17 protein-coding genes are annotated in these 22,645 nt (G+C 69.7%); 7 read left to right on the forward strand and 10 right to left on the reverse strand.

Going from position 1 to position 22,645, the window contains the following annotated elements:
- Positions 1–45: 45 nt before the first annotated feature.
- The 6 genes from xylB to ACG01O_RS00405 form a co-directional block, all read right to left on the reverse strand.
- Positions 46–1,512, reverse strand: coding sequence for a xylulokinase (gene xylB / locus ACG01O_RS00380; protein ID WP_394379898.1), 1,467 nt, complete (start codon positions 1,510–1,512; stop codon positions 46–48).
- 253 nt (positions 1,513–1,765) lie between these two features.
- Positions 1,766–3,091 carry a xylose isomerase gene (gene xylA / locus ACG01O_RS00385; RefSeq protein ID WP_394379901.1) on the reverse strand — a complete coding sequence of 442 codons (1,326 nt, stop codon included), beginning with the start codon at positions 3,089–3,091 and terminating at the stop codon, positions 1,766–1,768.
- A 43-nt stretch (positions 3,092–3,134) separates the two neighbouring features.
- A complete protein-coding gene (locus tag ACG01O_RS00390; protein ID WP_394379904.1) occupies positions 3,135–4,652 on the reverse strand; it encodes an MFS transporter in 1,518 nt (505 codons plus the stop codon).
- Positions 4,653–4,696: 44 nt separating this feature from the next.
- Positions 4,697–6,346, reverse strand: a complete 1,650-nt coding sequence (locus ACG01O_RS00395) for a glycoside hydrolase family 43 protein (protein WP_394379908.1) — start codon at positions 6,344–6,346, stop codon at positions 4,697–4,699.
- 15 nt (positions 6,347–6,361) lie between these two features.
- Positions 6,362–7,501, reverse strand: a complete 1,140-nt coding sequence (locus ACG01O_RS00400; RefSeq protein WP_394379911.1) for an ROK family protein — start codon at positions 7,499–7,501, stop codon at positions 6,362–6,364.
- A 2-nt stretch (positions 7,502–7,503) separates the two neighbouring features.
- Complete coding sequence (locus ACG01O_RS00405) at positions 7,504–9,024, reverse strand: MFS transporter (protein WP_394379913.1); 1,521 nt, start codon at positions 9,022–9,024, stop codon at positions 7,504–7,506.
- A gap of 239 nt (positions 9,025–9,263) precedes the next feature.
- On the opposite strand from ACG01O_RS00405, the gene ACG01O_RS00410 reads away from it, so the two are divergent.
- The 4 genes from ACG01O_RS00410 to ACG01O_RS00425 all read left to right on the forward strand — a co-directional run bounded on the left by ACG01O_RS00410 (position 9,264) and on the right by ACG01O_RS00425 (position 14,471).
- Positions 9,264–11,402 carry an alpha-glucuronidase family glycosyl hydrolase gene (locus ACG01O_RS00410; protein WP_394379916.1) on the forward strand — a complete coding sequence of 713 codons (2,139 nt, stop codon included), beginning with the start codon at positions 9,264–9,266 and terminating at the stop codon, positions 11,400–11,402.
- A gap of 54 nt (positions 11,403–11,456) precedes the next feature.
- Entirely contained in the window at positions 11,457–12,545 is a 1,089-nt protein-coding gene (locus tag ACG01O_RS00415) for a LacI family DNA-binding transcriptional regulator (RefSeq protein WP_394379919.1), read from the forward strand.
- A gap of 139 nt (positions 12,546–12,684) precedes the next feature.
- A complete protein-coding gene (locus tag ACG01O_RS00420; RefSeq protein ID WP_394379922.1) occupies positions 12,685–13,512 on the forward strand; it encodes an NAD-dependent epimerase/dehydratase family protein in 828 nt (275 codons plus the stop codon).
- Positions 13,509–14,471, forward strand: a complete 963-nt coding sequence (locus ACG01O_RS00425) for an SMP-30/gluconolactonase/LRE family protein (protein WP_394379925.1) — start codon at positions 13,509–13,511, stop codon at positions 14,469–14,471. Before ACG01O_RS00420 ends, ACG01O_RS00425 begins: the two co-directional genes overlap by 4 nt.
- 58 nt (positions 14,472–14,529) lie before the next feature.
- Here ACG01O_RS00425 and ACG01O_RS00430 read toward each other — a convergent pair whose 3' ends face one another.
- Complete coding sequence (locus ACG01O_RS00430; protein ID WP_394379928.1) at positions 14,530–15,306, reverse strand: alpha/beta fold hydrolase; 777 nt, start codon at positions 15,304–15,306, stop codon at positions 14,530–14,532.
- A 47-nt stretch (positions 15,307–15,353) separates the two neighbouring features.
- On the reverse strand, positions 15,354–16,034 hold the full coding sequence (locus tag ACG01O_RS00435) for a GntR family transcriptional regulator (protein WP_394379930.1): 681 nt from the start codon (positions 16,032–16,034) through the stop codon (positions 15,354–15,356).
- 301 nt (positions 16,035–16,335) lie between these two features.
- Here ACG01O_RS00435 and ACG01O_RS00440 point away from each other — a divergent pair, with 301 nt between their 5' ends.
- Positions 16,336–19,491 carry a TonB-dependent receptor gene (locus ACG01O_RS00440; RefSeq protein WP_394379933.1) on the forward strand — a complete coding sequence of 1,052 codons (3,156 nt, stop codon included), beginning with the start codon at positions 16,336–16,338 and terminating at the stop codon, positions 19,489–19,491.
- Between the two features lie 163 nt (positions 19,492–19,654).
- Here the strand turns inward: ACG01O_RS00440 and ACG01O_RS00445 are convergent, their stop codons facing one another.
- On the reverse strand, positions 19,655–20,089 hold the full coding sequence (locus tag ACG01O_RS00445; protein WP_394379935.1) for a group I truncated hemoglobin: 435 nt from the start codon (positions 20,087–20,089) through the stop codon (positions 19,655–19,657).
- Between the two features lie 23 nt (positions 20,090–20,112).
- On the reverse strand, positions 20,113–21,015 hold the full coding sequence (locus tag ACG01O_RS00450) for a DUF3034 family protein (RefSeq protein WP_394379938.1): 903 nt from the start codon (positions 21,013–21,015) through the stop codon (positions 20,113–20,115).
- 226 nt (positions 21,016–21,241) lie between these two features.
- Between ACG01O_RS00450 and ACG01O_RS00455 the strand changes: the two genes are divergently transcribed.
- Together ACG01O_RS00455 and ACG01O_RS00460 are read left to right on the forward strand one after the other, a co-directional pair.
- On the forward strand, positions 21,242–21,919 hold the full coding sequence (locus tag ACG01O_RS00455) for a sigma-70 family RNA polymerase sigma factor (RefSeq protein WP_394379940.1): 678 nt from the start codon (positions 21,242–21,244) through the stop codon (positions 21,917–21,919).
- Positions 21,920–22,600: an anti-sigma factor gene (locus ACG01O_RS00460; RefSeq protein ID WP_394379943.1), complete on the forward strand. Its 681-nt coding sequence runs from the start codon at positions 21,920–21,922 to the stop codon at positions 22,598–22,600.
- Positions 22,601–22,645 lie beyond the last annotated feature (45 nt).

The raw sequence follows: 22,645 nt of genomic DNA on the forward strand, positions 1-22,645 counted from the left end.
CCCTGCCGCGGGGCGCGGCATGACCACAGGGACGGTTGGGGCGGCTTAGGCGAACTCGGCGCGCAGCGCGGCGTACAGGCGCTGGAAGCGCTCGTGGCGTGGCTGCAGCGCAGCGGCCAGTGCGGGGTCGGGCTCGGCCACACGGGCGATGTCGGGTGTGCGGCAGACCGCGTCCACCGTGCCGCCGCAGGCCAGCCAGGCCAGGCGCGCAGCGCCCAGCGCGCCGCCGGCTTCGGCACCCACACCGTTAACCAGGCGCACGTTCAAGAGCGACGCGAGCAACTGGGCCCACCATTCGCTGCGCGCGCCACCGCCCACCAGCCACAGCTGTTCGGCCCGGCCGCCGCCAGCTTGCAGCGCACGCCAGCCGTCCAGCAGCGCAAAGCCCACGCCTTCCAGCACGGCGTAGCCCATCTCGGCAGCGCCATGCTCGTGCGTGAGGCCGAAGAACACGCCTTGCGCGTTGGCGTTGTTGTGCGGCGTGCGCTCGCCGCTGAGGTAGGGCAGGAAGATGGGCGCCTGCGCGCGCTGCGTGTCGGTCAGCGCGGCGGCTTTGGCGATGAGGTCGGCCTCGCCGCCGGGCATGCCCAGCATCAGCGTGGCCCAGCGCAAGGCGCTGGCGGCACTGAGGATGACGCTCATCTGGTGCCAGGTGTCGGGCAGCGCATGGCAGAAGGCATGCACCGCGCGGGCCGGGTTGGGGCTGAAGGCCTCGTTGCACAGGAAGATGACGCCGGAGGTGCCCAGCGACAGGAAACCGTCGCCCGGCTTCACCACGCCCATGCCGACGGCACTCGCCGCGTTGTCGCCCCCACCCCCGGCGATGACCACGCCGGCGGGCAGGCCCCAGCGCTGGGCCAGCGCGGGCTTCAGCGTGGCGCTGGCTTCGCTGCCTTCGACGAGGCGGGGCATGTGGGATTCGTTCAGGCCCGTCAGCGTCAGCGCGACGGGCGACCAGCGGCGCTGGGCCACGTCCAGCCACAGCGTGCCGGCGGCGTCGCTCATTTCGCTGACGAACTCGCCGCTGAGCTCGAAGCGCAGCCAGTCCTTGGGCAGCAGCACCTTGGCGACGCGAGCGAACAGCTCGGGCTCATGCTGGCGCATCCACGCCAACTTGGGGGCCGTGAAGCCCGGCATCGCGAGGTTGCCGGTGATGGCCGGAAGCTCGGGGCAGGCGGCCATCATTTCGGCGCACTGCGGGCCGCTGCGGCCGTCGTTCCACAGGATGGCCGGGCGCAGCACCTGGTGGGCTGCGTCCAGCGTCACGGCGCCGTGCATCTGGCCCGAGAGGCCGATGCCGCGCACCTGCGCGAGAGCGGCGCCGTGGTCGACTTTGAGTTGGGCCATGCCGGCATCGAGCGCGGCCCACCAGTCGGCGGGGTGTTGCTCACTCCACAGCGGCTGCGGCCGTTGCACGGTGAGCGCCACGCCGGTGGTGGCGACGATCTGGTGCTGCTCGTTCAGGAGCAGCAGCTTGATCTCGGAGGTGCCGAGGTCGATGCCGAGGAACATGGTGATTCAGGTCTGGTTGGTGGTGGCCGTGGTGCCTTTGCGGGCCGAGCGCCGGGGCCGAGGGCCAGAGGCCCTCGGCCTTCGCCAGGCAGAGGTAGTCCGCAGGGACTGCCTCTGTCCGGGCTCAGTTCCCAAGCCGGCCCGTTGTGGCGATGTGCTTGCGGCTCAATGCCGCAAGCATCGCCGTCCCCTCGGGGGACCGCTCAGCTCGACCGCGTTCAGCGGGGCGAGCTGGGCGAGGGGTCAACAGTGCTTAGACGAAGTTGTTGACGATGTTTTCCAGGCGCTCTTGGCGGCCGGAACGCGGAGCGGGCGAGATGCCTTGCGCGTGCACGAGCGAAGCCAGATCGTCGAGGCTGGCGCCGCCGGCAATCTTCTTGCCCAGGTCACTTTCCCAACCGGCATAGCGGTCGGCCACCACCTTCTCCAGCTGGCCGCTCTCGTACAGCGCGGCGGCGGCCAGGAAGGCGCGGGCCATGGTGTCCATGCCGCCGATGTGGCCTTCGAGCTGGTCGATGGGGTCGATGGACTGGCGGCGCACCTTGGCGTCGAAGTTGGTGCCGCCGGTGGTGTAGCCGCCCGCGCGGATCAGCTCCAGCATGGCGGGCACCAGTTGCACGTGGTTGTTGGGGAACTGGTCGGTGTCCCAGCCCAGCTGCTCGTCGCCGCGGTTGGCGTCGAGCGAGCCGAAGATGCCTAGCGCGCAGGCGGTGGCCACTTCGTGCTCGAAGCTGTGGCCGGCGAGCGTGGCGTGGTTCACCTCGATGTTGACCTTGACCTCGTTCTCCAGGCCGTAGGTCTTCAGGAAGCCGTAGACCGTGGCGCTGTCGTAGTCGTACTGGTGCTTGGTGGGCTCTTGCGGCTTGGGCTCGATCAGGATGGTGCCCTTGAAGCCGATCTTGTGCTTGTGCTCGACGACGCTCGTCAGGAAGCGGCCGTAGTTGGCCATCTCGCGCTTGAGGTTGGTGTTCAGCAGGGTTTCGTAGCCTTCACGGCCGCCCCACAGCACGTAGTTGGCGCCGCCCAGGCGGTTCGTCCACTCCAGCACGTGCTTCACTTGCGCGGCGGCGTAGGCATACACCTCGGGGTCGGGGTTGGTGGCCGCGCCGCTCATGAAGCGGCCGTGCGAGAACAGGTTGGCCGTGCCCCACAGCAGCTGCACCTTGCCGTCTTGCATCTTCTTGGCGGCGGCTTCCAGCAGGCCGTCGAGGATGCGGTTGGACTCGGCCAGTGTCGCGCCCTCGGGGGCCACGTCGCGGTCATGGAAGCACCAGTAGGGCAGGCCCAGCTTGCCGAAGAAGTCGAACGCAGCGTCGAGCTTCAGGTAAGCGGCCTTGACCGGGTCAGCCTCGTTGAACCAGGGGCGCTGGAACACGGTGTTGCCCAGACCGAAGACGTCTTCGCCCTTCCAGCAGAAGTTGTGCCAGTAGCAGACGGCCGGGCGCAGGTGCTCGGCCAGCGTCTTGCCCAGCACGACGCGGTTGGCGTCGTACCAGCGGTAGGCCAGCGGGTTGGTGGATTGCGGGCCTTCGTAGGCGACGACGGGGAGATCGGAATACACGGAGGGGGCGGAGCTCATGGCAAGGTCCTTACAGCGGGAACGGGATGGGGGTGAAAGCAAATCAGGCGGCGGCCAGGCCGGCGGCTTGGCGGCGCTGGGCGAGTTCGTCGGACATTTGCAGCGTGGTCTGCTTGTTCAGCTTGTTGAACAGCATGCAGAACGTGCAGGCCGCGAACAGTGCGCCAACGCCGAAGCTGGACATCACGCGATAGCCCTCGATGGCGTTGGGCGCCGTGGGCTGCTGGGTGTCGTAGCCGAAGAAGCCGGCCAGGCACCACAGCAGGCTGGCGGAGCCCAGGGCCAGGCCCGACTTCAGCGAGAAGCCGATGGTGGCGAAGACCATGCCGGTGAACCGGCGGCCGGTCTGCCACTCGGAGTAGTCGGCCGCGTCGGCGTACATGGCCCACATGACGGCGATGGTGGGGGCGTAGAACAGCGAGCCGAGCATGTGCAGGCCCAGCATGCCCCAGACGGCGGTGGGCGGCATGAAGTACAGCGCGCAGGCCTGCAGCGTCGCCAGGCTGAAGCCCCAGAGGGCGACCGTGCGCTTGCCGAAGCGCGCCGACAGGCCGGCGGTCAGCATGATGACGACGATGGTCGTGCCGAAGCCGGCCATGTTCAGGATGCTGTTGTAGACGTCGGCCACGTTGGACTGGGCCAGGCTGTCGCGCGTGCCGTGGACGATGTAGCCCAAGGTGTCGGCGAGGCTGCCGGTGCCGGCGGGGTCCGGCGTCGTCAGGCCCAGTGCGGCGACAAAGTCGAACATGGCCGCCTTGTCGACGTAGTGGTGGTAGTAGCTGTAGTGCGCGCCACCCCGCAGTGACAGCATGCCGAAGTTGAAGACCGTGTAGGCCACCAGCGCGATCCAGGGGCCGTTTTTCAGCAGGTCAACGAAGTCCTGCTTGGGCGAGGTGTGGGTCTCGACGATGGGCTTGATGCGTTCTTTCGTCGTGAAGAAGGTGACGAGGAACAGCACCAGGCACACAGCCGCCCAGAGGGTCATGGTGACTTGCCAGCCGTGGGCGCGGTCATGGCCTTGTGCGAATTTGGCCACCAGCGGCAGCGTGAAGCCGCCGACGATGAACTGCGCCACGTTGACCGACACGAAACGGAACGAGTTGAGCTTGGTGCGCTCGTTCAGGTCACCCGTCATGACACCACCCAGGGCCGAGTAGGGCATGTTGTTCATCGAGTACAGCGTCATCAGCAGCGTGTTGGTGATGCCGGCGTACGCGATGACCATGCCCGTGCTCCAGCCCCAGCTCGGGTCCGGCGCCGTGTAGGCCGCGACCATGACGATGCACCACGGGAGGGTCGTCCACAGCACCCACGGACGGAACTTGCCCCAGCGGGTGTTGGTGCGGTCCGCCAGCACTCCCATGACGGGGTCGAAGATGGCATCCCACAGCCGCGGCCACAGCAGGATGGCCGCGGCCGTGTTGGCCGACAGGCCGAACACGTCGGTGTAGAAGTTCAGCTGGAACAGCACCATCGTCATGAAGACGAAGTTGGCGGCGGCGTCGCCGCAGCTGTACCCGGCCTTCTCCATGAAGGACAGCGGTGGGTGGGTGGTGGCCATGGGTTTGTCTCGTGTCGTTGTTGTGCGGTGCGGTCTGATGCCGCTCAGTCTTGCGGTTCGTAGCTCAGGTGGTCGAAGTCCGCCGCCAGGCGCGTGCCGGCCAGGTCCTGACAGGCGATGCCGATGAAGTTGCCGGTGAAGCCGAAGCTGCGGGCGAAGCCGTCTTCAAAGCGGGTGACGGCTTCGTCGCTGAGCATGGCGGTGTCCAGCGCGGGGCCGAAGTCCTGCCAATCGGCGTCACCCTGGCGGAACTGGAACTGGTAGTGCGCGTGGCGGAAGTTCACGGCCAGGTCCACCGGGCCGGCGGCCAGCGCCACGGGCGTGGCCGGTTCGCTCAGCTTGCCGTCGCGGTTCACGGTCAGGCGCAGCACGCGCGCGCCGCTGTCCACGTCGCGGCTCACGTGCAGGTAGGCGTGGTTGCTGGTGTTGTAGTACGCCACCAGGCCGGCCATCTGCTGGAAGAGCTCGGGCTCGAAGTCCAGGCGCGTGTCCACGCGGCAGTTGAAGTGCTGCTGGCGGCGGGCCACCAGGCTCTGGTCGAACAGGCTCATCAGCGACTCGCGGCCCTTCAGGCGCAGCCAGCCCGGGCGCTCGGTGAGTGAGATCCAGCTCTCGCTGAACGGCACGCGCAGCGAGTTCAGGTGCGGGTTGAGCGTGGGGGTGTCGAAATCGTCCCGCGCGGCTTCGGCCGGGAACACGTGCTCGGGCAGGCCGCTGTCGGCCACCTGCAGGCGCGGTGCGTTGCCGCCGCCTTCGATCTCGGGCCAGTCGTCGTCACGCCAGACGATGCGCTGCAGGCCCGTCTCGCGGCCCAGCGGGCAGTGCAGGTTCTCGTACACGCCGTTCTGCTGTGCGGCGTTCGGGCCGCTCCACTCCAGCGGCCGGCCGCAGAGGTGGGCCAGGTACCAGTCGCCATGGGCGGTTTCCACCAGGCTGGCGTGGCCGCTGCGTTGCAGGCCGTCGGTGGGCTGCTTCCAGGCGGTCAGCAGCGGGTTGCCGGGCAGGGTCTCGTAGGGCCCATCGATGTTCCGCGACCGAGCGAACGTCACGGCGTGTTCGTAGAAGGTGCCGCCCTCGGCCGTGAGCAGGTAGTACCAGCCCTTGCGGCGGTACAGGTGCGGGCCTTCCACCACCTGCAGCTCGGTGCCGGCGTAGATGTTCTTCACTGGGCCCACCAGCTTCTTGGCCTCGTGGCTGTACTCCTGCAGCAGGATGCCGTTGAAGTTGTGTTTGTTCGGCTGGTGAATCCATTGCTGGTTCACGAGCCAGTGGCGACCGTCTTCATCGTGGAACAGGCTGGGGTCGAAGCCCGAGCTGTTCAGGTAGATGGGCTCGCTCCACGGGCCGTCGATGCTGGGCGCGGTGATGAGGTAGTTGTGCGTGTCCTTGAACGCGCCGATGGTGGAGCGCACGTCGGTGTAGATCAGCCAGAACTGGCCGCCCGCGTAGCTCAGGCACGGTGCCCACACGCCGGCCGAGTCAGGGTGGCCGGTGAGGTCCAGCTGGCTCTTGCGGGTGCAGGCGTAGCTGTGGTGCCGCCAGTGCTTCAGGTCGCGCGAATGGTGGATGCGCACGCCCGGCCACCACTCGAAGGTCGAGGTGGCGATGTAGTAGTCGTCCGCACCGTCGGCACCCGGCACGCGGCAGATGGAGGGGTCGGCATGGAAGCCGGGCAGGATGGGGTTGGTGATCATCGGAGGGTCAGGGGTTCAGGCCGCCGCAGCCAGGCGGCGGGCGGTGATCAGGGGACGGGTGAGTCGGTAGCGGGCCAGCGCGGCCGCGCCCACGGGCACGGCATCGGCGCCGAAGCGCGAAAGGGTCACGGCCGGTGGCGCCACGCCGGCTGCGGCAGCGAATTGGTCCAGCGTGCGCAGGGCCGGGTCCAGGAACGAGGCGCCGCGTTCGATGGCCGGGCCGCCCAGCACGATGCGGCCGGGGTCGTAGGCCGAGGCGAGGTTGCTCAGCAGCATGCCGAGGTAGCGGCCGGCGGTGGCCACGGCGTCGGCGCTTTGGCCGTGCAAGGCACGCAGGCCGATCAGGGCTTCGGCGCAGCCCCGGCGGCCGCAGCTGCAGCGCGGACCGTCGATGGCCAGCGTCATGTGGCCCACCTCGCCGGCCAGGCCGCGGGCGCCGGTCAGCAGGCGGTCTTCCACCACCACGCCGGCCCCCACGCCCAGGCCCAGGCTCAGGTAGATGAGCGGGTCGGGCGCGCTGTCCAGCCCGAATTCCAGCTCGCCCAGGGCCGCCACGTCCGCTTCGTTCTGCACGAACAGCGGCGCGGCTTGCAGGGCCGTGCCGCGCAGGTGCTCGGTCAGCTGCGGGCCCACGGCCAGGTCGTGCCAGCCGAGGTTGTGCGCGAAGTGCAGGTGGCCGCGGGCTTCGTCCACCGCGCCGGGCAGGCCCACGCCGATGCCGATGACGCGCTGGCCGGGCACGTCCAGCCGCGCGTGCACCTGCTGCAGCAGTTTGGCCGTGCGGCGCAGGGCGGGCTCGGGGGCCAGGTCGGCCTCCAGCGGAGAGCGGGCGCGGGCCAGCACGTCGCCGGTGAGTGAGGTGGCCACCACGCTCACGCCGTCGGCGCTCAACTCGGCGCCCAGCAGCACCAGGCGGCCCGGGTCCACGAACAGCGGGGTGGGGCGGCGGCCCAGTTCACCCGTGGCCACCACCTCGCGCTCCAGCAGCCAGCCTTCGGCGATGAGCTCTTTCACCAGGCCGCTGACGGTGGACTTGGTGAGTTGCAGCACCTCGGCCAAACCCGCGCGGGACTGGCCCGGCCAGGCACTCAGCTGCCGCACGATGGCCATGCGGTTGAGGTCTTTGAGCAGGTGCTGATCGGCGGTGACTTGCATGCTCACACCGGTTGAAGCCGAGCGGTGGCACGGGGCCGGCCGGCGTGCAGCAGGGCCAGGCCGATCAAGGCCAGGCCCGTGGCGGCGGTGAAGGCTTGGGCGGCGCCGGCGAACTTGGCCGCGGCCACGCAGGCGTCCCAGTGGCCGGCAATCAGCCCGGCGAGCAGCGTGCCGATGAACACCAGCGCGGCGCCGGCGCTGATGAGCGGCCGGTGGGCGGCGTGCAGGTCCAGCGCTGCGGCCATGTCCACGCGCTCGAAACGGCCGCGGAAGGCCAGCCAGAGCACGCCCAGGCTGGTCAGGTGCATGAGCCCGGCGAACACGAACACGCCTTGCTGCGTGCCCGTCCACTGCACGGCCAGCGCGGCCAGCAGCGCGATGAACATGCCGCCAATGCCGCCGGCGGTGGAGCCCAGGCCGATGACGGCGCCTGACACCTGCGTGGGAAAGAGGTCGGTGGCCGAGGTCAGCAGGTTGGCCGACCAAGCCTGGTGGCAGGCCGTGGCCAGCGTGATGAGGCCCACGCACAGTGCAAAGCTCTCGCTGTAGTACGCGGCGATCGCGCCGGGCATGCAGGCGGCGGCCAGGCCCATGGCCGTCATGCGGGCGCGGCCCACCGGCCAGCCGCGCTTCACCAGCGCGCCCGACAGCCAGCCGCCCGCGATGGAGCCCACACTCGACCCGAGATAAATGACGGCCACCAACCCCGCGCTGGCCAGCGGGTTCTGGCCGCGTTCACGCTCCAGGTACGAGGGCAGCCAGAACAGGAAGAACCACCACACCGGGTCGGTCAGCAGCTTGGCCAACAGGAAGGGCCAGATGGCCCGCACGCGCAGCAGCGCCGTCCACGGCAGCTTCACCGCGGCCACGGCCGGCGGCTGGCCGGCCTGGATGTGGGCGAGCTCGGCCGGCGACAGGCGCGGGTGCTGGGCCGGCGCATGGAAGCTGCGCTGCCAGAACACCAGCCACGCCAGACCTGCCACGCCGATGGCGACAAACGCCGCCGGCCAGCCGAAGGTGACGGCCAGCCACACCGTCAGCGGCGAGGCGATGACGCCCAGCGCCGTGCCCGCGTTGAACAGGCCGGTGGCCAGCGCGCGCTCCTGCTGTGGGAACCACATCGCCACCGCCTTGATGGCCGACGGGAAATGCGCGGCCTCGGCCATGCCCAGCAGGAATCGCACGGCGACGAGCCCCAGCACGCCGGCCACCAACCCGTGCGCGGCCGCGGCGGCCGACCACAGCAGCAGCGCCACCGCCAGGCTGCGCTTCACGCCGAAGCGGTCGATGCCCACGCCGATCAGCGGCGGGAAGGCGGCGTAGGCGGTCGTGAAGGCGAAGGTGATCCAGCCGTAGTCGGCATCGGTCAGCGCCAGGCCGCCGGCCTCCAGCGGCTGCTGCAGGCGGGTTTTGAGCACCGACAGCGCGTTGCGGTCGATGTAGTTGATGGTGGTGGCCGCGAACAGCAGCGCACAGATGACCCAGCGCTGGCGGCCCAGCGGTGCGGCGGCCGGCCCGGTCATCACGCGGCTTTCAGCACGGCCCTGCGGGGCGCACAGGCGCCGGGGCAGGTGGCCGAAGCCAGGGTGGCGAGATCGAGCGTCAACGTGAGGTCTCCCGGGGCGCAGCTCGCGTGGGGGCTGCTTTTCAGACTTGCGATGGACTGAAATGTAGCGCTACCATTTTGCTTTGTGCAAGCACGAAATCTCTAACATTTGCCGGCTTTCGGGGGAATCCCGGGGTGGCCCCGCGAGGAGACACGATGAAGAACTGGGCCCAAGGCCTGAGGGCGCGGTGCGCGGCGTTGTGCCTCGCCCTGGCGCTGCTGCCGGCGCACGGAACCACCGAAGACGGCTACGACGTGTGGCTGCGCTACCGCCCACTGCCTGCGGCCGCCCAAGCGCGCGTGTGGGCGCAGGCCCGCAGCCTGGTGCATGCCGAGCCGGCGTCGCCCACGCTGCAGGCCGCCGTGGCGGAGTTGAAGCGCGGCGTGGCGGGGCTCACCGGCCATGAGCCCAAGGTGGCCCGCCAGCCGACGGCGGGGGCGCTGATGCTGGTCACGCCGGCCACTGCGCCGGCCGGCGTGGCGCTGCCGTGGGGCGAGCTCGGTGCTGAGGGCTACGCGCTGCGCAGCCTGACGCTGCAGGGCCGCGCGGTGACGCTGATTGCCGCCTGCACCGACCGGGGCCTGCTGTACGGCAGCTTTGCCTGGCTGCGCGCGGCGCAGACCGGGGCCGACCTGGCGGCGCTGAACCAACAGTCCACGCCGAAAGTGGCCTTGCGCCTGCTCAACCACTGGGACAACCTGGACCGCACGGTCGAGCGCGGCTACGCCGGCGCGTCCATTTGGGACTGGTGGAAGCTGCCCGACCTCGTCGACGCGCGCTACACCGACTACGCCCGCGCCAACGCCTCGCTGGGCGTCAACGGCACGGTGCTGAACAACGTGAACGCCAAGGCCGAGTCGCTGACCGCGCCCTTCCTGGCCAAGGCGGCGGCGGTGGCGAACGTGCTGCGGCCCTACGGCATCAAGGTGTGGCTGTCGGCCCGCTTCTCCGCGCCCAAGGACCTGGGTGGCCTGCCCACGGCCGACCCGCTGGACCCGGCGGTGCGCGCCTGGTGGAAGGCCAAGGCCGACGAGATCTACCGCGCAATACCGGACTTCGGGGGCTTTCTGGTGAAAGCCAATTCCGAGGGGCAGCCCGGCCCGCAGGACTACGGCCGCACGCATGCCGACGGCGCCAACCTGCTGGCCGAGGCGCTGCGCCCCCATGGCGGCCAGGTCATGTGGCGGGCCTTTGTGTACGCGCCCGACACCGGCGACCGCGCCATGCAGGGCTACGCCGAGTTCCAGCCGCTGGACGGGCGGTTCGCGCCCAACGTCATCGTGCAGGTGAAGAACGGCGCCGTCGACTTCCAGCCCCGCGAGCCCTTCCACCCGCTGTTCGGCGCCATGCCGAAAACGCCGCTCGCGCTGGAGTTGCAGATCACCAAGGAGTACCTGGGCTTCTCTACCCATCTTGTGTACCTGGGGCCGCTGTTCGAGGAGGTGCTGCGCGCCGACACGCGCCGTCAGCCGCAGGGGGCCACCGTGGCGCAGCAGGTCACGGCCATCGCCGGCGTGGCCAACATCGGCACCGACCGCAGCTGGTGCGGCTCGCAGTTCGACTGCGCCAACTGGTACGCCTTTGGCCGCCTGGCGTGGGATGCCGACCTGAGCGCGGAGGCCGTGGCGCGCGAGTGGGTGCAGCAGACCTTCACCACCGCGCCCGGTGCGGTGCGCACCCTCACCGCGCTGATGGCCACCTCGCGCGAGGCGGTGGTGGACTACATGACCCCGCTCGGCTTGCACCACCTGATGGGCACCGGCCACCACCACGGCCCCGCGCCCTGGGTGAACGACCTGGAGCGGGCCGACTGGAACCCCACCTACTTCCACCGCGCCGGGCGCGACGGCATCGGCTTCGACCGCACGCCCACGGGCAGCAACGCCGTGGCGCAGTACGCGCCCGAGTGGGCGGCGCGCTTGAGCCGGCCCGAGAGCACGCCCGAGGACTGGCTGCTGTGGTTCCACCACCTGCCGTGGGACCACCGCATGGCTTCGGGCCGCACGCTGTGGGCCGAGCTCATCGCCCGCTACGACCGGGGCGAAGCCCGCGTGGCCGAGATGCGCGCGCAGTGGGCCGCGGTGCGGGCCGACATCGACCCCGCCCGCCATGCCGAGGTGGCCGCGTACCTGGCGGTGCAAGCCGCCGAGGCGCGCTGGTGGCGCGACGCCTGCGTGGCGTACTTCCAGTCGGTGTCGGGCCTGCCGCTGCCGGCCGGCACGCGGCCGCCCGAGCGCACGTTGCAGGCGTACAAAGCCCTGCGCTTCAATTTCGCTCCCGGCCGGGGCGGGTGAGTCGGCTCCAAATATGATTGCGCAAACAACCGCCACACCATCCGAGGGATTCCTTTGAAGCCAAGCGCTCGAGCCGGTCGCAGCACCAAGGTCGCCACCATCGCCGACGTCGCCAAGCTCGCCGGGGTGTCGCCGATGACGGTGTCGCGGGTCATCAACGGGGAACAGAACGTGCGCCCCGGCACCCGCGAAAAGGTGCAGGCCGCCGTGGCCGAGCTCAACTACATGCCCAACCAGGCGGCGCGCCACCTGGCCGGCTCCGAGCCCATCCGCATCGGCATGCTCTACATCGACCCGAGCGCCGGCTACCTCAACGAGTTCCTGATCGGCCTGCTCAACAAGGCCAGCCTGCGCCACGTGCAGCTGGTGGTGCAGCGCTGCGAGGCGGCGCGCGAGGGCGAGGAAAAGCCGGTGGCCGAGATGATTGCCAACGGCATCGACGGCCTCATCCTGCCGCCGCCGTTCTGCGATTCGCAGCCCCTGCTCAAGCTCGTGGCCGAGACCGACACGCCCGCCGTGGCCGTGTCCAGCGGCGTGCCGCCGGAGTCGGTGTGCGCCGTGGGCATTGACGACTACCAGGCCGCGTACGAGATGACGCGCCACCTGCTGACGCTGGGCCACCACCGCCTGGGTTTCATCATTGGCGACCCCTACCAAAGCAGCAGCGCGCGGCGCCTGGCGGGCTTCCACGCCGCGATGGCCGATGCCGGCCTGAACATCGCCGAAGAAGAAGTTGTGGCCCAGGGCATGTTCACCTACCGCTCGGGCCTGGACGCGGCCGAGCAGCTGCTGTCGCAGGAGCGCCGCCCCACAGCCATCTTCGCCAGCAACGACGACATGGCGGCCGCCACCGTGGCCATTGCCCACCGCCTGGGTCTGGACGTGCCGAGCGACCTCACCGTCGTCGGCTTCGACGATGCCCCCCTGGCCACCACCATCTGGCCCGAACTCACCACTGTGCGTCAGCCCATCATGGAAATGGCCGGCGCGGCGGTGGACCTGCTGGTGCGCCACATCAAGGCGCGCCGCACCGGAGAGCCTCTGCCCTGCGAGCATGAGCTCATGGATTTCGAACTGGTCCGACGCCAGTCCGACGCCGCACCGCGGCTGAGACCGAAGCCCCTCGCCCAGACGCGCCGCTGAACACGGTCGAGTCTGGTCGGTCCCCCGAGGGGACGGCAATGCTTGAGGCATGGAGCCGCAAGCACATCGCCTGCCGGCAGGCTTGGGGCGGCCCGGCGCTCAGCCAACGGTGAAACCCGCGATCTCGATGAGCGACGACATGGAACGACTTTCTGCTCCGCGCTTCAAGCGCCTGCTGCTGACCGGCGCTGCCGGCAACCTGGGCCGCGTGTTGCGCCCGCGCCTGAAGGCGTATTGCGAGGTGCTGCGCCTGTCCGACCTCAGCCCCATGGACCCGGCCGGTGAGGGCGAGGAGGTGGTGCAGGCCCCGCTGGAAGACCTGGCCGCGATGCAGTCGCTGCTGCAGGACGTGGACGCCGTGCTGCACTTCGGCGGCGTGTCGGTGGAAAAGCCGTTCGACGTGGTGCTGCCGGCCAACATCGTCGGGGCCTACAACGTGTACGAGGCGGCCCGCCAGCGCGGTGTGCGCCGCATCGTGTTCGCCAGCTCCAACCACGTGACGGGCTTTTACAGCCAGGGCGAAACGATCACGCCCCAGGCCACGCCGCGGCCGGACAGCTACTACGGCTTGTCCAAGGCCTTTGGCGAGAACCTGGCGCAGTTCTACTTCGACCGCTACGGGCTGGAGACGGTCACGCTGCGCATCGGCTCCAGCTGGCCGGTGCCCACGGACCGGCGCATGCTGTCCAGCTGGCTGAGCTACGACGACCTGGAGCGCCTCATCGTGGCCGCGCTCAGCGCGCCGGTGGTGGGCCACAGCGTCATCTACGGCGTGAGCGACAACCGCTCGACCTGGTGGGACAACCGCACGGCGAGTCACATCGGCTACCGCCCGCAGGACAGCTCGGAGCCCTGGCGCGCCGAGGTGGAAGCGGCCCAGCCCTACGAGGACCCGAGCCGGCCCGACGTGCGCTGCCAGGGCGGCGGCTTCGTGGTGCTCGGCCCCTTCGAGAAAGCCCCGGAATGAACATCGCTTTCACCCCCAACGCCCGCCGGCCGGACCCCGCCATCGAGGTGTTCGACGACGCCTTCCTGCCGCTGCGCCTGTTCGCCGCCGGCGTGGAGCAGCTGTTCACCGGCCTGGCCTGGGCCGAGGGGCCGGTGTGGTTTGGCGACGGGCGCTACCTGCTGGTGTCCGACATCCCCAACAACCGCATCCTGCGCTGGGACGAAACGACGGGCGCGGTCAGCGACTTCCGCAACCCCAGCCACAACGCCAACGGCCACGTGCGCGACGCGCAAGGGCGCCTGGTGAGCTGCGAGCACCTCACCCGCCGCATCACCCGCACCGAGTACGACGGCCGCATCACCGTGCTGGCCGACCGTTATGACGGCAAGCGCCTGAACTCGCCCAACGACATCACCTGCGCCGCCGACGGCAGCCTGTGGTTCAGCGACCCGAGCTTCGGCATTGCCAGCGATTTCGAGGGCGAGCGCGCCGAGCAGGAGCTGCCGCACGGCGTGTACCGCATCGACGGCGCGACCGGTGAACTCTCGCTGCAGCTGGACGACCTGAACGGCCCCAACGGCCTGGCCTTCAGCCCGGACGGGCAGACGCTGTACGTCATTGAAAGCCGTGCCAAGCCGCACCGGCTGATCTGGGCCTACGACGTGGCCGGTGCGCAGCTGTCCAACCAGCGCCTGCTCATCGACGCCGGTGGCCCCGGCGCCTTCGACGGCATGGCGGTGGACGTGCAGGGCAACCTCTGGTGCGGCTTCGGCGGCGACGGCAGCCGGGGCGCCGACCCCGCGCAGCTGGACGGCGTGCGGGTGTACAGCCCGGCGGGCACCTTGCTGGCCCACATCCACCTGCCCGAGCGCTGCGCCAACCTGTGCTTCGGTGGCGCCAAGGGCAATCGCTTGTTCATGGCCAGCACGCACTCGGTGTACGCGTTGTATGTGAACACGCGCGGCGCGGTGCGCTGAACCTCGTTGAGCTGAGCTGAGCGGTGCGCCCCGCCCGCCGCCCGCGGGCGCTTCAGCGTCAGGGCTGCGGGTTTCGCATCCAGGCGGCGATGTCCTTGGCCACTTGGGCTTCCATGCCGATGAAGCCGTGCCAGTGCAACGCCTCGCACGGGTCGCCGCTGGGGTTGGCGCCGCCGGTCACGAGCATCTGCCGCTTGACCGGTGCGGCGGTCAGCTTGCGCAGGATCCAGTCGGTTTCGTGTGACTGGGTGATGGGGCAGGCGTCTTGCTGGTGGTGGTAGACCAGCACCGGCAACCGGATGCGGTCGATGGCCTGCTGTGGCACGGCCGCCGGCTGGCGAAAGCTGGTGATGGAGGCCGTGAGCACCACGCCGGCCAACTGTGCTTGCAGCGCAATGCCCAGCGCGGCGGCCGACACCGTGCCTCGGCTGGTGCCCACCAGCCACACCGGCTGCGCGGCCTGCTGCTGCACGCTGGCCAGAATGGCCGTGACGTCCGCCGCGTGCGCCGCCGAAGTGCGCCAGGCGTCGTCCATCTGGCGCTTGTCTGACGGGTTGCCCACCAGCGCCACGTTGAGGTTCTCGCCGCGGAAGAGCTCGCGGCTGCGGATCAGGAAGTTGTTGGATTGCGGCTGACCGTCGCGGTAGCCGATGCCACCGCCGCCGCCTGAAAACAGCAGCACCGTGGCGGTGGCGCCGTCCTTGGGCATCCACCAGTAGCTGATGGACTCCGAGCCCCGCGTGGGCACTTGCACCAGGCGGTCTTGGGCGTGGGCGGCGGTGCCCAGCGCGGCCACGCACAGGCTCAGCAAACGAAGGACGGGGGCAGGGCGCATGGTGAGTCGGCAGTGGTGAAGGGGGCGCGCGGTGTGTGGGCGCGGCGTCAGGCCATGATGAGGAATTCCGGGTGGCGGCGGTGGATCTCGTCCACCGAGGCCAGCGTGCCGGTCAGGTGCTCGCGCACGGCCTGCTCGGCGGCCGCCGCGTCGCCGGCTTCAATGGCCTGCACGATGGCCTCGTGGCCGCCCATGATGGAGGCGGCCTTGCCGTCAGCCGGCACGTGCAGCAGGCGCAGCCGGTCCACATGGCCACTCATGCGTGTCACCACCGTCCACAGCCGCGGCAGGCCGGCGGCCACGTACATGAGGCGGTGGAACTCCTTGTCGGCCGCGATGAAGGCGGGGTAGTTCTTGGCCGCGGCCAGGGTGTTCTGCACCGCCAGTTGGGCGCGCAGGGCTTGCAGCACGGCCGGGTCCGGCGCGGCGGCCAGCAGCCGGGCGATCTCCAGTTCCACCGCACGGCGCAGCACGTGCGCCTCGCGGGCGGCCGGCACGTCGATGCGGCTGACCTGTGTGGTGGCCTGGGCGCGAATCAGCACCAGGCCCTCTTCGCCCAGGCGGATGAGGGCGTCGCGCACCGGGGTCTGGCTCACGCCGAAAGACTGCGCCAACTCGGCCCGGTCCAGCAACTGGCCGGGCGCCAGTTCCAGCGACACGATGGCCGTGCGCAGGGCTTCCAGCACCTGGGGTGCGGCGTGGCGGGTGGGGTCGAGCGTGAAGTTCATCGGGGTCCGGGGCGCCCGCGCGTTCACGCGGACCGGGCGCATTGTGCGGTGTGTGCGGGCGGGGCTGGGCGGTGTCTGCCACCGGGGAGTCTTGCGGGTTGATAGCGGTATCTGATGTCCGTCAATCCTTCATCTTTCCATCCACAATGAGTCGGATTTCCAACTAATACATTAGTACACACCCTCGTTGACGCTTGGGTTGGTGGGTCGTAAATTAAAAATGTTCGCGCTACCATTTGTGTGGGAATGGCATCAGATTCCAGGGTGCTGCGCGAGTTCACAGAACACCAAGGAGACTTCGATGACCCCCACCTCCGTCCGGCGCTCGCGCCGCTTGCCGGCTCGCCTGAGCCTGGGCACCACCTTGCTGGCCGGCCTGATTGCGCAGGCCTACGCCCAGACCCCGCCGGCCGCCAGCCCGGCCCAACCCGCCCAACTGGACGCGGTGGTGGTGACCGGCATTCGCGCGTCGCTGGAAAGCTCGGCCAACGCCAAGCGCAATTCGGTCGGCTTCATCGACGCCATCTCCGCCGAGGACATGGGCAAGTTCCCGGACAGCAACATCGCCGAGTCCATCTCGCGCATCCCCGGCGTCACGCTCACGCGTGAAATCACCGGTGAGGGCCTGCAGATCCAGATCCGCGGCCTGGGCACCAACTTCACGCGCATCCTGCTCAACGGCGCCCCCGTCGCCTCCGCCTCCACCGGCCGCACCGACTCCGGCAGCGCCAACCGCGAGGTGGACATGGACTTCCTGCCCGGCGAGCTGTTCAGCCGGGTGACCGTGGTCAAGAGCCCGACCGCCTCCATGCTCGAAGGCGGCGCCGCCGGCATCGTGGACATGCGCAGCGCCCGGCCGTTCGACAAGAAGGGCCTGCGCAGCGCCTTCACCGTCACGGGCACCAAGAACCAGCAGGCCGACCACTGGGGCAACCGCGGGTCGGCCCTGGTCAGCAACACGTGGGGCGAGACCCTGGGCGTGCTGGCCGGCGTGGCCTGGTCCACCAACAAGGTCAAGACCACCGGCTTCGAATCCATCGGCTGGACGAACGCCAACCTGCTGGCCTCGCAAAGCAGCAGCGCCACGCGCAACAACACCGGCGGCGGCAACTGGACGATTCCTGGCACCGTGCCCGCCAACGCCGGCAACGGGCTGACCACCGGCGCCCCCATCAACGAAGCCTTCCTGCTAGCCAACAACCCCGGCCTCACCATCACGCAGCTGGACAACGCGATCATTCCGCGCCTGGGCCGCGCCATGGTGGCCGAGGGCAACCGTGACCGTCAGAACGCCATCCTGTCGGTGGAGTTCCGCCCCACGCCGCAGGCGCAGCTGTTCCTGGACACCATCTACGGCCACAAGAAGAACACCTTCGAGCGCACCGACATCAACTGGGTGGGCCGCAACGGCTCGTCCATTCCGCTGAACCTGCAAGTGGACCGCAGCGACTGCACGAACGGCTGCGTGGTGACCAAGGGCACCTTCGCCAACTCGCAGTACTTCCTGGAGTACCGCCCGTACACCGAAGACACCAAGTTCCAGAGCATCAACCCCGGCGCCAAGCTCAAGATCACCGACGCCATCTCGGTGGACGTGCAGGCCAACGCCACGCGCAGCGACTTCCATCGCCAGTCGCCCACGGCGCTGTTCCAGACCGTGCTGGGCTCGGGCATCACCACCCAGTACGACAACACCAGCGGCACACCCCTCATCACGGCCACCAACACGCTGACCGGCGCGAAGGACATCCTCAACACGCCCAGCTCCTTCGGCTGGAACGGCGGCCGCGTGAACGTGCAGGAAGAAAAGCGCCAGGTGCGCACCTCGGGCCTGCGCGCCGCGGTGGACATCGACGCCGACCTGGTGGACATCAAGTTCGGCGGCGCGTTTGACAACGTGTCGCGCCGCATCAGCTCGCTCAACAACGATGCGTACTGGTCCAACATCGTCTGTGGCCGCAACCTCAACGTCTACCTGCCGGCCCCCAACACCACCAACAAGAACGGCTGCAACGGCACCGGCGTGGCCGGCTCCGCCGCGGCGGACTACCCCGGCTACGGCACCGGCGCCACGGCCGGCGCCACCACGCCGCTGCAGTACCTGGGTTCGGCGATTCCGAACGCAGCGATTCCGGGCTACCTGACGCCCAACGCGCGCGGCTTCGTCGCGCTGGACTGGGCCCGCTTTGCCAAGGACGCCAACTACGCTGCCGCGCATGAAACCGCGGTGCCCGGCACCGGCGGCACCAACACCGGCGTGAACCCCGGCTACATCCAGGAGAAGGTGACCTCGGTGTTCACCGAGCTGAACGGCGAGACCCAGCTGCTGGGCAACAACCTGCGCTACAACGCCGGCATGCGCTACGCGACGACGGAGCAGACCTTCGCCACGCTCAGCGCCCCGGCCGACCCGCGCAACGCCACGCTGCTGGACGGCGGCCGCTACGCCACGCCGGTGGTGGAGAGCTACACCAGCACCACCTACGCCAACTTCCTGCCCTCGGCGAGCGTGGCCTACAACCTGCGCTCCAACGTGCTGGCGCGGGGCTCGATGTCCAAGACCATTACGCGCGCCGACCCCACCTCGCTGCGCGCGCTGTCGGCCAGCTTCACCGACCCCTCGGCCCAGAACGGCACGCTCACCAACCCGGACCTCAAGCCCTACGAGTCCAAGAACACCGACCTGGGCCTGGAGTGGTACACCGGCCGTGAAGGCTACGTGGCGCTGGCCTGGTTCAAGAAGGACATCAAGGGCTTCACCGGCACCGCCAACTTCAGCGTGCCGTTCAGCGCGCTCAACCAGTACGGCATCAACTGGACCAACGGCCTGAGCCGTGACCAGCGCCGTGCGCTGTACATCCGCGCCGGCTACGCCAACCCGCCGGCTGACCTGGACGCACTGCCCACGGGCCAGGCGCTGGTGGACATCAACAACCTGCCCATCACGCTGTCGCAAACGCAGAACTCGTCGGACGTGCTGCACATCAAGGGCCTGGAGTTCACCGTGCAGCAGCCGCTGGACGTGCTGACCAGCTACCTGAAGGGCTTTGGCGTCAGCGCCAACTACACCCGCGTGAAGCAGTCGGGCGCCAACCAGGCCTACGGCGTGCCGCCGCACACCTACAACCTGGCCGCGTACTACGAAGGCCGCTGGGGTGGCATGCGCGTGACCAAGAACTTCACCAAGGGCTCGCAAAGCTCTGGCGCGGGCCAGAACGGCATCACCGCGGCGGCATTCTTCGGCACCGACTATGCGCAGGTGGACTTCACCTCGCGCCTGAACCTGGGCGAGATCCTGGGCTCGACCTTCGGCTGGAAGAAGGACCTGCAAGCCACGTTCGACGTGTTCAACGTGACGCGCGCCTCGCAGCGCACCAACTTCCAGTTCGCCAACGCGCCTTACGCCATCTACGAGCCGGGCCGCACCTACCAGGTGGGTTTGCGCGCCAGCTTCTGATCCGCTGACGGCTGTGTCTCCGACGGCGGCCCGGGTGTGGGACGCCGACGGACTTTCGATGAGGGCCCCCGCATCCCTGCGGGGCCCTCATTTTTTTGAGCGGCGCTTTCCAGCGCCACGCAGCGCGTCTCAGCGCGTCTCAGCGCCGCCTGGCGTCACAGGCTCAGTCGCGCGTGATCACGTCGCGGTGCATGGGCGCCAGCCGGGCCAGCATGGCGTTCTGCGCGTCGAACGGAATGCCGCGTGCGTCCATGCTCTGCTGCAGCACCTCCACCAGGGCGTTGAAGTCGCGCCGGCCGATGGCCATGTCGGCGTGGGCCTCCTTCATGGGCACGCCTTTGTAGACGCAGGGGCCGCCGGCCTGCTGGCACAGCTGCTCGGTGAGCTGGGTGACCAGGTTGTCGCGGTTGGTGTTCTTGAAGAACGGCGCCATGCGGGCATCCGCCACCAGGCGGGTGACGAAGTCCTGCATCACGGCCTGGATGCCGGCCTTCTGGCCCCAGGCACGGTAGAGGCTGTCGTCAGCGGTTTGGGCGTGGGCGGCGCCGATCAGGCCCGCGGCGGTCAGCGCCAGCAGGGCGCGCAAGGGGTGCTTCATGGCAATCTCCAAAAGGGGCGTGTTCAGAACGCGAACTGGGCCGACAGGTAGGCCCCCGTCTGGCGCTTGGGCTGCACGACCGGGGCGATGCGACCCAGGTCCACGTACGCGGCGGTGAGCGACACCTGCTTGCTCGGGGCCCAGGCCACGAACACGTCGTACCAGGCGTTCTCTTTGAGTGCGCCTTCGCCCAGCACCGAGCGGTTGAGGTTGTCGGGCTTGGCGCGGAACTCCGCCCCCACGGCCACGTTCTTGGCCAGCAGCTTGGCCACCGACAGCTCCGGCTTGATCTGGTGGCTGCGCCCTTGCGCACCGCCAAAGCCCAACAGGCCGTTCTGGTTGGCCTGCGTGGCGCGCAGCGTCAGGTTCACCAGCACGCCCGGCGCCAGGAACAGTTTGGTGGCGCTCACGTACACATCCGTGCCCGAACGCTTGGCGCCCAGCGGGCCGAACAGCGTGGGGCCCAGCGCGCCGACGTGGGCGGTCTTGTGCTCCAGCCCCACGGCCACTTGCGGCATCCAGGTGTCGCTGTCCAGCACGGCGTCGCCGGCCACGCGCAGCTTCACGCCCAGGATGTCTTGCTTCAGGTGCAGGCCGCTCAGGCCCAGCGGCGCCAGGTTGTCGCGCGTGTCCAGGTCTTGCCGGGCCAGGGACACCTCCAGCCGGTCGTTCCAGCTCGCGGCCACGCCGTAGGTTTTCAGGGCGTAGTCGCCGGTTTTCACGCCGGTCAGGAAGGCGGTGCCGCCCCACTCGCCGGCGGTGGCGTAGCTGCCGGTCACGGCCCAGGGGGTGAGACCCCCGCCGGCCGCGCCGTCGATGGAACTGACGCCGCCGGTCAGCAGCAATTTGCCGTCGCCCGCGTGGGCGGCGCCGGCGAGGCCCACCGCCAGGGCGGCGGTGGCTGCGAGGGAAACACGCAATGTCATGGAGGGCTCCAGTCGTTGAAGGGTGAACCGGCCTAGCTACGCCGGCTGGCACGGTTTGGATGCAGCCCGCGATGAAAAAAATTTTTCGGGCAGGTTCGTGCATCCGGCCGCCGGGGGCCAGCGTAGTTGGTGCATGTCCAGGTTGTTCACTGCGTCCCCCGTGGCTTGTGTCAACAATTGGGGGGCCGCGCGGCTTTTGGATCGCCGGCCTCACTTGCGAGACGCCATGCCCGCTGTTGCACCCGCTGCTGCCCCCACCCCGGCCCCTGCCGCCGACGTCGACGACCCCGGCGGCCTGGCCGCGTTGATGGCCCGCGTCGCGCTGAGCGACCGCACCGCCTTCGAGGCGCTGTACCGCGCCACCAGCGGCGCGCTGCTGGCCGTGATCGCTCGCGTGGTGGGCGACCGCGCCCAGGCTGAAGAGGTGCTGCAGGAGGTCTACGTCACGGTCTGGCGTTCGGCCTCGGGCTACAACCCCGCGCTGGGGCGCCCCATGACCTGGCTGATGAGCATGGCCCGCAACCGCGCCATCGACAGCATGCGCCGGCGCAGCCGGACCCCCGACACCGTCAGCCGCCACGCGGTGGCAGACGACGGCGAGACCGAGGTGGACCTGCTGGAGCAATTGCCCGACACGGCCGCCGGCCCGATGGCGCTGCTGGAGCAGGCCCGCTCGCAACTGGCGCTGGAGCACTGCATGGAGGGCTTGGCCGAGCGTCAACGCGCGAGCCTCGCCCTGGCCTACTACGACGGCCTGTCGCACGCCGAGGTGGCCGAAGAACTGGCCCAGCCGCTGGGCACCATCAAGAGCTGGATTCGCCGGGGCCTGCAAAGCCTGCGCGATTGCCTGGACCGCGCCGCGCGCGGCCCCAGAGGCACCACCCAGCCCTCAGGAGCGAAGTGAATGGACTACAGCAACCGCCGATTGGCCGATCAACTCGCCGCCGAGTACGCGCTGGGCACCCTGCGTGGGGGCGCGCGCCGCCGCCTGCAGCAACTGCTGCCCGCCCACCCCACGCTGGCCGCGGCCGTGCGGGCCTGGGAGGCGCGCGTGAACACCCTGGCGGCGCCGGTGCCGGACCTGCCTCCCAGCCCGCGCGTGTGGCAGCAGCTGCAGGCCCGCCTGTTCGGGCCTGCCCAGGCGCCGCTGCGCTGGTGGCAGCAGCTCGCGCTGTGGCGCGGGGTGTCGGGCCTGGCGCTCACCGCGGTGCTGGCGCTCGGGGTGTGGGTGTTGCAGCCCGTGCCCGTACAGCCGCCCCTGGTGGTGGTGCTGCAAGGCACGCCCGATGGTGCCGCGCTGGTGCCCGCCGGGTTTGTCGCCAGCGTCAGCGGTGACGGCCGGGCGCTGGTGCTCAAGCCGCTGGGCGAGGCGCGGCTGACCGCAGGGCAGGCCCTGGAGCTCTGGGCCGTGCCGCCGGGGGCCGCGCCGCGTTCGCTGGGCCTGGTGTCGGCTCGGGCGGCCACCACGGTGCTGCGGTCCGACGTGGTGCGCGGCGCGCAGGCGCTGGCGGTCAGCGTGGAGCCCACCGGCGGTTCGCCCACCGGGGCGCCCACCGGGCCGGTGGTGTCGGTCGGGTCTATTTAAGGCGCCCGGGTCGGGGCGTGCATCCAAAGCGCGGTGCGCTGCGTA

It is taken from the genome of Pelomonas baiyunensis (assembly GCF_043555935.1).
GTDB lineage: Bacteria > Pseudomonadota > Gammaproteobacteria > Burkholderiales > Burkholderiaceae_C > Pelomonas > Pelomonas baiyunensis.